Below are 11,224 nucleotides of genomic sequence, written 5' to 3'. Positions count from 1 at the left end.
GCGTGATTTCGCGATAACCTGCCATCATTTGATGGGGTTGTCACCTTGAAAAAAATCAATTCCCGGAAGGCGATACGTGGCAGCGCGCGCTTCAACCGGAAGCGCGTTCGACAAGCAGGCGGTGCTGCTGGCTTCGTTTTTTTAGGACCAGAAATCCGGGATCGTCTCGGCCAGCCGCGGGCCGAGGCGCAGCGGCGCGATCTTTTCGGCAAGCCCGGTGCGGTCGGAGATCTCGACGCCAAGCCCGCAGATGGTCGCGGGACCGGAGGCCGCCTCGAAACGCCCCTTCGGCATCTTCGAAATGAACCGGTTGAGCGGCTCTTCCTTGTCCATGCCGAGCGAGGAATCGTAGTCGCCGCACATGCCGGCGTCGCTCATATAGGCCGTACCGCCATTGAGGATCTGGTGGTCGGCGGTCGGCACGTGCGTATGGGTGCCGACGACGAGGCTGGCCCTTCCGTCGACGAAATGGCCGAAGCACTGCTTCTCGCTGGTGGCTTCCGCATGGAAATCGAAGACAATTGCATCCGCCTGCTCGCCGAGCGGGCAGGCGTCGAGGATGGCTTCCGCCGTCTTGAAGGGATCGTCGAGCTCCGGATGCATGAAGACGCGGCCCATGACGTTGGCGACCAGCACGCGGGCGCCGTTGCGGGCGAAAAATAGGTTGGAGCCGCGGCCAGGTGTGCCGGCCGGATAGTTGGCAGGGCGCAGGAACTGATCGTGCCGTTCGCAAAAGACGACCGCTTCCTTCTGGTCCCAGACGTGATTGCCGGTCGTCACCACGTCGGCGCCGGCGTTGATCGTCTCGAGAAAGATGTCTTCGGTGATGCCGAAACCGCCGGCCGCATTCTCGCCGTTGACGACGACGAAATCGAGCTTGAGGTCACCAACCAGTCCTGGAAGCCGCTCCCAGACCGCCGTACGGCCCGTCTTGCCCACCATATCTCCCAGAAACAGAAGCCTCATGCTCGCTCAAATCCCACCAGGGCAGCCCGGCGGAAGCGCGTCAGCGGTTGTTGCGTCCGGAACTGCGTAAAACAAAGAGATAGAGCGTCTACACGATCCCGACCGCGCAGGAAACGCCTTAGATGAAATCAGCGAAAACCGCGCAACGACCTGCCGCCCCGACCTCTGCGGTCTCAAGGCTTTAGCCCACTCCACGGTCTTGGCGAAATGAACTCAGAAATGCCGAAACCCGCTCTCGGTGAGCACGGCGTCGAGCGCGACATCGTGCGGTTCGGCCGGCACGGATGTCACTTCCTGGCAGTCGAAGGCGATGCCGATCAGCTTTGGCAGGTGGCCCTTGTTGCGCAGCCGGTCGATGGCGCGGTCGTAATAGCCGGCGCCATAGCCGATCCGGTGGCCGGTCGAATCGAACGCGGAAAGCGGTACGAGCATGATATCCGGATCGAGTTCAGGTGCGTCCGGTCCCGGACCTGTCGTGCCGAATCCGGTGGCGATGACGTCAATGCCATCGAGCAATTCGCGGAAGATGATCGTCTGCTTGTCCATGATCACGGGAAGGCAGAGCCTGGCACCACGCTGCTTCAGCCGCGCCATCAGCGGCCGGATGTCGACCTCGGAGCGGATCGGCCAGAAGCCGGAGACGATGTGTCCGGGATCGAGCGCGATGACGTCGCCAGCGTGATCGGCCATGGTCAGGCTCGCTTCGATCCGCATCTCCGCCGACATTGCATCGCGCAATGCCAGCCTCTCCTTGCGCAGTGCTGCCTTCAAATCCCTCGGTGACATCGCGTCCTCTCCTGCCAACCCGCCGCCCGCCATCGTCGCCGGAGAAAATCACTTCCCGAAATGGCACAAGTTCCCCATCTCTCGCCGATTCCCGGGCCGGCCACCAGCCTGTTTACGCAATGGCATCTTTCGCCCACCCACCGGCATCGCCGCATTTGCAGCAGTTTGCGACAATCATGCCACCTCCTTCCCGGTTCGGCACAGCATTAGCTTTCCATTCATCATGGGCAAGGGTTCCGCTTTCGCGAAACATGAGCCGCGTGCAAATAAGGACACGATTTCAAATAATTAGCAGGAACTAATGCCCGTGTTCGATGTATGGACGCGCTCCTGCAGGCAGCAGTGGAAAAGCCGACGTCCATGAAGGACCAGATGAACGAACTCGACCCGTTGGAACTGCGTTGCCTGACGCTCGCCGCACGCGGCCGCACGCGCCAGGACATGGTGCGCGAGACCGACATTCCGCTCGATCGGATCGATCGGGCACTAACGGATGCCATGCGTAAGTTGCAGGCGGGCAATCTCGCCGAAGCGGTGTTTCGCGCCGCCAGGCTGGACCTCATCTCCTAGAGCATCCCGCTCTCAAGTGGAATCACTGGAGGCGGAAAGATGCTCTAGAATCAAAGTGCTAAAGCGTCTTTGTGCGTTCACCTGAACGCACGGCGCTCTAATCCCGTATCTGCCGGTAAGATCGCTCACAACAGCCAGTGCGACCGGTAGGCGATCGCCAGCTTTTCCCGCTGCATCATGTCGGCTGCCTCATGATAGATCCCCGCATCGCGCAGGAGCGCCGGCTTGCCTGATGGCACGTCCACCGGCACCTCGGGAAACAGGACGTCGCAAGACCATTGCATCGCTCGACGCCGGAGCGCGATGGAGGCTTCGGAAAACGCGAAGAGGGCAAGCACGCTCATGGAGAATGACCCTGCGCAAGATGATCGAACCAGCCAATCTTCGTCCTCGCGTTGACATCTGACAAACGAATTGCGAGCATGGCTGCTATCAGAATTTCTGATGGATACAACCATGTCCCTCCCCCTCGACAGCGAATTGCTCAGAACCTTTCTTGCGGTCGTCGACACCGGCAATGTCACACGCGCCGCCAATATTGTCGGGCGCACGCAATCCGCCGTCAGCATGCAGATCAAGAAGCTCGAGGACATGCTCGGCGACGCGCTGTTCGAGCGCCACTCGCGTGGCGTCGTGCTGACGCCGCAGGGATTGCGGCTGCTCGACAATGCCAGACGCATCGTCACGCTGCTCGACGACACGGCCACCGCGATGCGCCAGCCCGCTCTCGACGGCGCGGTCCGGATCGGCATACCCGAGGAATACATCAACTCTACCCTGCCGAAAGCGCTCGGAACCTTCGCCGCCATCCACCCCGGCGTCGAAGTGACCGTTCAGCAGGGCGCTTCGATGACCAACATCGCGGCACTGGAAGCCGGCGAGCTCGACCTCGCTGTCGTCTTTGAACCCGGCGGGCGAACGAAGAACGAAGTGCTGATGATGGACCCGACCGTCTGGGTGACCTCGGAGCAGCACCGCACCGACGAGCGGCGACCGCTGCCGATCGCCACCTATACCTATCTGGAAGGCGGCTGGTGCGACGACCTCGCCCAGCGCAATCTCAGGAAATGTCGCCTGGAAAGCCGCGTGGCCTATGTCAGCCGCACCAGCGGCGGCTTGATGGCTGCCGTGGTGTCGGGCCTTGCCATTGCGCCGCTCGCCCGCAGCAGCATTCCGGCCGGGTGCCGCGAACTGACGGCCGATGACGGCTATGAAGTGATCGACCACTCGAACGTCGTGTTGCGGGTATCGAAAGCGGGGAACGGCAAGGACCGGATCGTCGAGGCCATGGCCGACGCCATTCGCCGGGCCTTTGCCGGAGATTGAACGGCTGCCTGAAGGGGGCGAGAAGGTGCGATCCACACAACCGATGGATAGTTTACGATCCCGGGTACCTACAAAGTAGGTGGGCGCCATGTGTCCAGACCCACGAGCCCGGACAGGGACGGCTCCCTTGAGATCGAGTATGGCCCCGGGGATTGTGGTTCCTGTCGGGAAGCGCAGACCGCAGTCGATATATAAAGTGTCTCGGTGCTTCGCGCCAGAGGCTCGCCACCGAAACCTTTAGCTTGCCGGTGTCGTGGTGCGGCCGTTCAGCTTGGCGGCAATGCTGTGGATCTGGGCGGTGACTTCGCTGAGCGCAGAGGCCAGCGCCTCCTCGCTCTTCATCTGGTCGGAAAGTGCGGCATCGCGACCATCAGTCAGATTGCCGACCTCGGCCTCGAGGCTCTTCAGCCGGCGGTTGACCTCGCTGAGCTCGTCCATGACCATGATGCCGGCCATGACGGTGAGGCGCAGATCGCCGATCTCGCCAAACTGGCTCTTGAGATGTCCGACATACTGATCGAATTTCGTGGCAAGCTCGGTCAGGTGACCTTCCTGCCCTTCCTCGCAGGCCATCCGGTAGGCCTTGCCGTCGATCGATACTGTGACCTGCGCCATGTCGCTTTATCCTAGCGGTCGAGCACCGCCCGAATGGTTTCCATCGCCGTCACGAGGCGGCGGGAAACCTCGCGGTTAACCTCCTCGAGCCGGTTCGCCCGGAACTGCGACTGGTCGAGTTCCTGTGCCAGTCGCGACCGGTCGGTGTTGACACGCCGAACCTCGCCTTCGAACTCGCCGAAATCCCGTTCCCTGTCAAACCGACCGTCGATCGCATTCTCCAGGGATTGCACTGCGTTCCGCAGTTCATCGATCGCCGCTTTGACAGTCTTTGCCGGCATGTGTTCCGAATACCTCGCCCGTGAGGCCGAATCGCCCGAATCCCGTCCGCCGCTTCGGCTCGATCTTTTTTAAACCTATTACGTAAGTCTCAACAATGCCAAGCTCCGCAAACAACTACGGAAGCTGTGGATGGATTGCGTAGCCGGCTTTCTTCAACGGCAGTGCGAAAGCTCTGTTGCATTGCGAGACAAGGACCGGAACGACCTGCCGTCAAATGGCCGCGGAAGGCCCGTATTTATTGACTCGCACGGCGCACCTGCTATGTGTCAGCCGCTTCTTGCGCGGTCTTTGGAGGATAGAGACCGTTCCCTGACCACCGAACGCAAAACGGAACAGTCATGATCTCTCGCGAAAAACACGACCGGATGGCAAATGCGATCCGTTTCCTTTCCATGGATGCCGTCGAGAAGGCAAATTCCGGCCACCCAGGCCTGCCCATGGGTGCAGCCGACATAGCGACAGTCCTCTTCACGCGCTATCTGAGCTTTGACCCCAAGAACCCCTCCTGGCCGAACCGCGACCGCTTCGTGCTGTCGGCCGGCCATGGCTCGATGCTGCTCTATTCGCTGCTCTATTTGACCGGCTACGAAGACATCACCATCGACGAGATCAAGAACTTCCGCCAGCTTGGCGCCCGCACCGCCGGCCACCCGGAATACGGCCACGCCGCCGGCATCGAGACGACCACCGGTCCGCTCGGCCAGGGCCTTGCCAATTCCGTCGGCATGGCGATCGCCGAGCGCAAGCTGCGCGACGAATTCGGTTCCGACCTGATGGAGCACTATACCTATGTGCTCGCCGGTGACGGCTGCCTGATGGAAGGCATCAGCCAGGAAGCGATTTCGCTCGCCGGCCACCTGAAGCTCAACAAGCTGATCGTCTTCTGGGACGACAACAACATCTCGATCGACGGCCCGATCTCGATCGCCGACTCGACCGACCAGCACGCCCGCTTCCGCGCCTGCCACTGGAACACCATCGCCGTCGACGGCCATGACCCGGAAGCGATCGCCGCCGCGATCGATGAGGCCCAGAAGTCCGACAAGCCGACGATGATCGCCTGCAAGACGACGATCGGCTTCGGTGCGCCGAACAAGGCCGGCACCCACAAGGTCCACGGCTCGCCGCTCGGCGCCGAGGAAATCGCCGCCACCCGCAAGGCGCTCGGCTGGGAAGCCGAAGCCTTCGTCGTTCCCTCCGACGTGCTCGACGCCTGGCGTCTGGCCGGCCTGCGCTCGACCAAGACGCGCAAGGAATGGGAAGAGCGCCTCGAAAAGAGCGATGCTGAGAAGAAGGCCCAGTTCGTTCGCCGCTTCTCCGGCGAGCTCGAAGGCCGTCTGTCCTCCGCCATCGACGACTACAAGAAGAAGCTTGCTGAAACCAAGCCTTCGCCGGCAACCCGCAAGGCTTCCGAAGACGCGCTCGAAGTCATCAACGGCGTTCTCGCCGAAACCATTGGCGGCTCGGCCGACCTGACCGGCTCGAACAACACCAAGACGAGCCAGACCAAGTCGATCACGCCTGACGATTTCTCCGGCCGCTACATCCACTGGGGTGTGCGCGAGCACGGCATGGCCGCTGCCATGAACGGCATGGCGCTGCATGGCGGCGTCATCCCCTATTCCGGCGGCTTCCTGATCTTCTCGGACTATTGCCGCCCGTCGATCCGGCTCGCCGCGCTGATGGGCATCCGCGTCATCCACGTGCTGACGCACGATTCCATCGGCCTCGGCGAAGACGGCCCGACCCACCAGCCGGTCGAGCACATGGCAGCACTTCGCGCCATTCCGAACCTCCTGATGTTCCGCCCGGCCGACGCCACGGAAACGGCCGAATGCTGGCAGCTGGCGCTCGAAAGCCACAACCGCCCGTCCGGCATTGCGCTCACCCGCCAGAACCTGATGGCCGTTCGCACCGAGTATGAGGAAGAAAACCTCTGCGCTCGCGGCGCCTATGACCTGATCTCGGCCGCCGACGCCAAGGTGACGATCTTCGCCACCGGCTCGGAAATCGAAATCGCCGTCAAGGCCTGCCAGGCACTGACCGCCAAGGGCATCTCGACGCGCGTCGTCTCCGTTCCCTGCTTCGAGCTCTTTGCCGAACAGAGCGAAGACTACCAGCAGGCGATCATCGGCAACTCGCCGGTCAAGATCGCCGTCGAAGCCGGCATCCGCCAGGGCTGGGACCACTTCATCGGCAGCGACGGCGCCTTCATCGGCATGTCGTCCTTCGGTGCCTCCGGTCCCTACAAGGACCTTTACAAGCACTTCGGCATCACGCCCGAGGCGGTGGTCGCCGCTGCGGAAGCCAAGCTTTCCTGATCAAGTTGCGGGGNCGCCCCGATTTTTTCGTACTACGTCATCCAGACAGGGAGAGACCCGATATGACAGTAAAAGTCGCAATCAACGGTTTTGGCCGCATCGGCCGCAACGTGCTCCGCGCGATCGTCGAATCCGGCCGCACCGACATCGAAGTCGTTGCCATCAACGATCTCGGCCCCGTTGAAACCAACGCCCACCTGCTGCGCTATGACTCCATCCACGGTCGTTTCCCGGCCGAGGTGAAGGTCGAAGGCGATACGATCACCGTCGGCGGCCGCAAGCCGATCAAGGTCACGGCGATCAAGGATCCGGCAACGCTTCCGCACAAGGAACTCGGCGTCGACATCGCGATGGAGTGCACCGGCATCTTCACCGCCCGCGACAAGGCTGCAGCGCACCTGACCGCCGGCGCCAAGCGCGTCATCGTTTCGGCTCCGGCCGACGGCGCTGACCTGACGGTCGTCTACGGCGTCAACCATGACCAACTGACCAAGGACCACCTGGTCATCTCCAACGCATCCTGCACCACGAACTGCCTGGTTCCGGTCGTCAAGGTCCTGAACGATGCCATCGGCATCAACCACGGCTTCATGACCACGATCCACTCCTACACGAACGACCAGCCGTCGCTCGACCAGATGCACAAGGACCTCTACCGCGCCCGCGCTGCCGCTCTGTCGATGATCCCGACCTCGACCGGTGCTGCCAAGGCCGTTGGCCTGGTTCTGCCGGAACTGAAGGGCAAGCTCGACGGCACGTCGATCCGCGTTCCGACCCCGAACGTCTCGGTCGTCGACTTCAAGTTCGTCGCCAAGCGCAACACCTCGGTCGAGGAAATCACCAACGCCATCAAGGCTGCGTCGAACGGCGCGCTCAAGGGCGTTCTCGGCTACACGGAAGAGCCGCTCGTTTCGCGCGACTTCAACCATGACAGCCACTCCTCGATCTTCGCGATCGACCAGACCAAGGTCGTCGAAGGCAACTTCGTGCGTATCCTCACCTGGTACGACAACGAGTGGGGCTTCTCGAACCGCATGGCCGACACGGCGGTCGCCTTCGCCAAGCTCATCTAAGTCAGATGTTTCGCGCCCTTTCTCCAAAGACGGTCCGCTGGCGTCCGCTGGAAGGGGAAGGGCTCGAACACCTGACGCTGACGCAAACCGAAACAACCGACGGCGCGGTCATCCGCGCCGTCGGCGTTCTCATCGGCAACCGCGGCGGCACGCCCTATGGCGTGCGCTACCGGATCGATTGCGACGACACTTGGCACGTTCGCAAGCTCATGGTCGACACGACGGACGGCCGGAGCCTGCATCTGCGCTCGGACGTCCCAGGCCAATGGATGACGGCGCGAGGCGCTCCCCTCTCCGAGTTCGATGGTTGCATCGATATCGACCTCGCCGGTACACCCTTCACCAACACGCTGCCGATCCGCCGGCTCGACCTCGGTCGCCAGTCCGGCACTGTAAAGCTCAAGATGCTCTACGTGCCGTTCGACACGTTCGAGCCCGTCGTGGACGGCCAGCACTACACCTGCCTCGATGATTTCAGGCTCTACCGCTACGAGGCCGAGGATCGCAGCTTTGCCGCGGACCTGCCCGTGGACGAGGACGGCCTCGTCATCGACTATCCCACCCTTTTCCAAAGACTATCACCGGAGACTATCTGATGACTTTCAAGACCCTCGACGATCTGACCGCCATCGCCGGCAAGCGCGTGCTGGTGCGCGTCGATCTCAACGTGCCGGTCAAGGACGGCGTGGTGACGGACGCGACCCGCATCGAGCGTGTGGCGCCGACCATCCGCGAACTGTCCGAGAAGGGCGCCAAGGTCATCCTGCTCGCCCATTTCGGCCGCCCGAAGGGTGAACCGGTCGCCGACATGTCGCTGAAGACGATCGCGCCGGCCGTCGAAGATGTGCTCGATCAGCGTGTCCACTTCGGCGCCGACTGCATCGGCGACAAGGCGAAGAACGCCATTGCCGATATGAGCGACGGCGACGTGCTGCTGCTTGAAAATACCCGCTTCCACAAGGGCGAGGAAAAGAACGAGCCGGCCTTCGTCGAAGCGCTTGCCGCCAACGGCGACATCTACGTCAACGATGCCTTCTCCGCCGCCCACCGCGCCCATGCCTCGACCGAGGGCCTTGCCCATCACCTGCCCGCCTATGCCGGCCGCACCATGCAGGCCGAACTCGAAGCACTCGAACAGGGCCTCGGCCAGCCGAAACGGCCGGTCGTCGCGATCGTCGGCGGCGCCAAGGTCTCGACCAAGATCGACCTCCTCCAGAACCTCGTGACCAAGGTCGACGCGCTCGTCATCGGCGGCGGCATGGCCAACACCTTCATCGCCGCCAAGGGCATCAATGTCGGCAAGTCGCTCTGCGAGCATGACCTCGCCGACACCGCCAAGGCGATCATTGCTGCCGCCGACAAGGCCGGCTGCGCCATCGTTCTGCCGGACGACGGCGTCATCGCCCGCGAGTTCAAGGCCGGCGCCGACAACGAAGTGGTCGATATCAACGCCATTCCCGCCGATGCCATGGTTCTCGACGTCGGTCCGAAGTCGATCGCCGCCGTCAACGACTGGATTTCCAAGGCCGAAACGCTCGTCTGGAACGGTCCGCTCGGCGCCTTCGAGATCGCCCCCTTTGACAGGGCGACGGTTGCCGTTGCCAAGCACGCGGCCGCCCGCACCCGCCAGGGATCGCTGGTCTCGGTTGCCGGCGGTGGTGATACCGTCGCAGCACTGAACCATGCCGAAGTCGCCGACGATTTCAGCTATGTCTCGACCGCCGGCGGCGCATTCCTCGAGTGGATGGAAGGTAAGCCGCTCCCGGGCGTCGACATCCTCAAGCAGAAGTAACGCATCCAATCGGCGCGCGGACACAACCGCCGCGCGCCGGTCAACCAAGAAAAAATCTTGATTGTTCAATCGATTAAAAAATTTTAAATCGTTTTAGTCGCTTTTCTCGCCATTTTCCTGGACAATTTCGCCTGTTACGCCCTCGTTTGGAGCGTGGCGGCTGCCCTGTGCGCCGTCGGTCCGAAACTGTTTGTTTCAGTACCTGCCTGGTCCCTGGTGATCAGCGCTGTCTAGGGAGAAAAACATGAGCGAAAGACTGGAAGACATCGCAATTGCCATGGTCGCCAACGGCCGGGGGCTGCTCGCCGCCGACGAGTCTACGGCCACGATCAAGAAGCGTTTCGATACGATCGGCCTCGAATCCACCGAGACCTCCAGGCGCGATTACCGCGAAATGCTGCTGCGCGCCGACAAGGCGATGCGCAAGTACATCTCCGGTGTCATCCTCTATGAGGAAACCCTGTTTCAGCATGCCGTCGACGGCACGCCGCTGGTCGAAATCATCCGTGCCGCCGGCGCGATCCCCGGCATCAAGGTCGACGCCGGCGCCAAGCCGATGACCAATTTCCCGGCAGAGACGATCACCGAAGGCCTCGATGGCCTCGCGCAGCGGCTGGCGAAATATTACGAAGCCGGCGCGCGCTTTGCCAAATGGCGTGGCGTGATCGCCGTCTCCGATACCCTGCCGAGCCCGGGCGCCGTTCGTGCCAACGCTCATGCGCTCGCCCGTTATGCCGCCCTTTGCCAGGAAGCCGGCATCGTGCCGATCGTCGAGCCGGAGGTGCTGATGGATGGAGCGCCAGGCGACCATTCGATCGACCGCGCGGAGGAAGTGACGGAGTGGGCGCTGCGCACCACCTTCGAGGAACTGGCCGCCATGCGCGTCAGACTCGAAGGCATGATCCTGAAACCGAGCATGGTCATCGACGGCAAGAAGGCCCGCAAGGCTTCCGTCGCCGAGGTGGCCGAGCGCACGATAAGGGTGCTGAAACGCACGGTGCCTTCGGCCGTGCCTGGCATCGCTTTCCTTTCCGGCGGTCAGTCGACCGAAGAGGCGACGGCCCATCTTTCGGCGATGAACGCCACCCACGACCTGCCGTGGAAACTCACCTTTTCCTATGGCCGAGCCCTGCAGCAGGAGGCACTCAACGCCTGGCACGGCAAGGCCGACAACATCGGCGATGGCCAGCGTGCCTTCTCGCATCGCGCTGAGATGTGCAGCCTTGCGGCCAAGGGCACCTGGAAGAAGGATCTCGAGAAGGCCGCATAAGGCATGGTCGAGAGATGAGATCCGAGGGGCCGCAAGTCGGCCCCTCTTTGCTTCGGCTACATCCGCAGCAGGAATGCGTCGTCAACATCGCGGAGCGCCTGGACAGCAGGGCCAGCCAAGAGCTGGCTGCCCGTGCCGGATGGAACTTGTCACCGGAACAAGTTGGCGCCTTTGACGCGTGCGAACGCTGGCTTAAGTCTTGGCTTCACAGCCAACCGTAGAG

The 11,224-nt window shown here is 62.4% G+C and carries 12 protein-coding genes and 1 other RNA gene; 7 read left to right on the top strand and 6 right to left on the bottom strand.

Annotation, left to right across the window (positions count from 1 at the left end; genetic code table 11):
- Positions 1-141: 141 nt before the first annotated feature.
- Both ACTJKM_RS03480 and ACTJKM_RS03475 read right to left on the bottom strand, forming a co-directional pair.
- A complete protein-coding gene (locus tag ACTJKM_RS03480) occupies positions 142-966 on the bottom strand; it encodes a TIGR00282 family metallophosphoesterase (RefSeq protein ID WP_058325892.1) in 825 nt (274 codons plus the stop codon).
- 213 nt (positions 967-1,179) lie between these two features.
- Positions 1,180-1,752 (bottom strand): 5-formyltetrahydrofolate cyclo-ligase, encoded by a 573-nt coding sequence (locus ACTJKM_RS03475; protein WP_057254677.1) that lies wholly within the window; start codon positions 1,750-1,752, stop codon positions 1,180-1,182.
- A 360-nt stretch (positions 1,753-2,112) separates the two neighbouring features.
- Here ACTJKM_RS03475 and ACTJKM_RS03470 point away from each other — a divergent pair, with 360 nt between their 5' ends.
- Entirely contained in the window at positions 2,113-2,322 is a 210-nt protein-coding gene (locus ACTJKM_RS03470) for a hypothetical protein (RefSeq protein WP_057254835.1), read from the top strand.
- 125 nt (positions 2,323-2,447) lie between these two features.
- Here ACTJKM_RS03470 and ACTJKM_RS03465 read toward each other — a convergent pair whose 3' ends face one another.
- Positions 2,448-2,666, bottom strand: coding sequence for a hypothetical protein (locus tag ACTJKM_RS03465; protein ID WP_057254676.1), 219 nt, complete (start codon positions 2,664-2,666; stop codon positions 2,448-2,450).
- Positions 2,667-2,778: 112 nt separating this feature from the next.
- Here ACTJKM_RS03465 and ACTJKM_RS03460 point away from each other — a divergent pair, with 112 nt between their 5' ends.
- A complete protein-coding gene (locus ACTJKM_RS03460; RefSeq protein ID WP_058325933.1) occupies positions 2,779-3,648 on the top strand; it encodes a LysR family transcriptional regulator in 870 nt (289 codons plus the stop codon).
- 25 nt (positions 3,649-3,673) lie between these two features.
- On the opposite strand, the gene ssrS is transcribed toward ACTJKM_RS03460, so the two are convergent.
- The 3 genes from ssrS to ACTJKM_RS03445 form a co-directional block, all read right to left on the bottom strand.
- A non-coding RNA gene (gene ssrS / locus ACTJKM_RS03455) (6S RNA) lies at positions 3,674-3,831 on the bottom strand.
- Between the two features lie 54 nt (positions 3,832-3,885).
- Positions 3,886-4,263 (bottom strand): cell division protein ZapA, encoded by a 378-nt coding sequence (locus ACTJKM_RS03450; RefSeq protein ID WP_057254675.1) that lies wholly within the window; start codon positions 4,261-4,263, stop codon positions 3,886-3,888.
- Positions 4,264-4,274: 11 nt separating this feature from the next.
- Positions 4,275-4,544, bottom strand: a complete 270-nt coding sequence (locus tag ACTJKM_RS03445; RefSeq protein ID WP_057254674.1) for a DUF4164 domain-containing protein — start codon at positions 4,542-4,544, stop codon at positions 4,275-4,277.
- 339 nt (positions 4,545-4,883) lie between these two features.
- Between ACTJKM_RS03445 and tkt the strand changes: the two genes are divergently transcribed.
- The 5 genes from tkt (at position 4,884) to ACTJKM_RS03420 (ending at position 11,001) form a co-directional block, all read left to right on the top strand.
- Positions 4,884-6,866 carry a transketolase gene (tkt, locus tag ACTJKM_RS03440; protein ID WP_058321030.1) on the top strand — a complete coding sequence of 661 codons (1,983 nt, stop codon included), beginning with the start codon at positions 4,884-4,886 and terminating at the stop codon, positions 6,864-6,866.
- Between the two features lie 62 nt (positions 6,867-6,928).
- A complete protein-coding gene (gene gap / locus ACTJKM_RS03435) occupies positions 6,929-7,939 on the top strand; it encodes a type I glyceraldehyde-3-phosphate dehydrogenase (protein WP_058321029.1) in 1,011 nt (336 codons plus the stop codon).
- A 5-nt stretch (positions 7,940-7,944) separates the two neighbouring features.
- The gene (locus ACTJKM_RS03430; RefSeq protein ID WP_058325893.1) at positions 7,945-8,535 is read left to right on the top strand and encodes a putative glycolipid-binding domain-containing protein; all 591 of its coding nucleotides are present in this window, start codon (positions 7,945-7,947) and stop codon (positions 8,533-8,535) included.
- On the top strand, positions 8,535-9,731 hold the full coding sequence (locus ACTJKM_RS03425) for a phosphoglycerate kinase (protein ID WP_058325894.1): 1,197 nt from the start codon (positions 8,535-8,537) through the stop codon (positions 9,729-9,731). The genes ACTJKM_RS03430 and ACTJKM_RS03425 overlap by 1 nt, the downstream gene beginning before the upstream one ends.
- Positions 9,732-9,975: 244 nt before the next feature.
- Positions 9,976-11,001 carry a class I fructose-bisphosphate aldolase gene (locus tag ACTJKM_RS03420; protein WP_057254669.1) on the top strand — a complete coding sequence of 342 codons (1,026 nt, stop codon included), beginning with the start codon at positions 9,976-9,978 and terminating at the stop codon, positions 10,999-11,001.
- Positions 11,002-11,224: the final 223 nt, after the last annotated feature.

This window comes from Ensifer sp. 22460 (assembly GCF_052044935.1).
GTDB lineage: Bacteria > Pseudomonadota > Alphaproteobacteria > Rhizobiales > Rhizobiaceae > Ensifer.
This window is presented reverse-complemented; position numbering and strand designations above follow the sequence as displayed.

What these genes read in the sequence shown, in the direction of transcription:
- ACTJKM_RS03480 (WP_058325892.1), bottom strand. Translation starts at nt 966, where the DNA reads ATGAGGCTTCTGTTTCTGGGAGATATGGTGGGCAAGACGGGCCGTACG.
- ACTJKM_RS03475 (WP_057254677.1), bottom strand. Translation starts at nt 1,752, where the DNA reads ATGTCACCGAGGGATTTGAAGGCAGCACTGCGCAAGGAGAGGCTGGCA.
- ACTJKM_RS03470 (WP_057254835.1), top strand. Translation starts at nt 2,113, where the DNA reads ATGAAGGACCAGATGAACGAACTCGACCCGTTGGAACTGCGTTGCCTG.
- ACTJKM_RS03465 (WP_057254676.1), bottom strand. Translation starts at nt 2,666, where the DNA reads ATGAGCGTGCTTGCCCTCTTCGCGTTTTCCGAAGCCTCCATCGCGCTC.
- ACTJKM_RS03460 (WP_058325933.1), top strand. Translation starts at nt 2,779, where the DNA reads ATGTCCCTCCCCCTCGACAGCGAATTGCTCAGAACCTTTCTTGCGGTC.
- ACTJKM_RS03450 (WP_057254675.1), bottom strand. Translation starts at nt 4,263, where the DNA reads ATGGCGCAGGTCACAGTATCGATCGACGGCAAGGCCTACCGGATGGCC.
- ACTJKM_RS03445 (WP_057254674.1), bottom strand. Translation starts at nt 4,544, where the DNA reads ATGCCGGCAAAGACTGTCAAAGCGGCGATCGATGAACTGCGGAACGCA.
- tkt (WP_058321030.1), top strand. Translation starts at nt 4,884, where the DNA reads ATGATCTCTCGCGAAAAACACGACCGGATGGCAAATGCGATCCGTTTC.
- gap (WP_058321029.1), top strand. Translation starts at nt 6,929, where the DNA reads ATGACAGTAAAAGTCGCAATCAACGGTTTTGGCCGCATCGGCCGCAAC.
- ACTJKM_RS03430 (WP_058325893.1), top strand. Translation starts at nt 7,945, where the DNA reads ATGTTTCGCGCCCTTTCTCCAAAGACGGTCCGCTGGCGTCCGCTGGAA.
- ACTJKM_RS03425 (WP_058325894.1), top strand. Translation starts at nt 8,535, where the DNA reads ATGACTTTCAAGACCCTCGACGATCTGACCGCCATCGCCGGCAAGCGC.
- ACTJKM_RS03420 (WP_057254669.1), top strand. Translation starts at nt 9,976, where the DNA reads ATGAGCGAAAGACTGGAAGACATCGCAATTGCCATGGTCGCCAACGGC.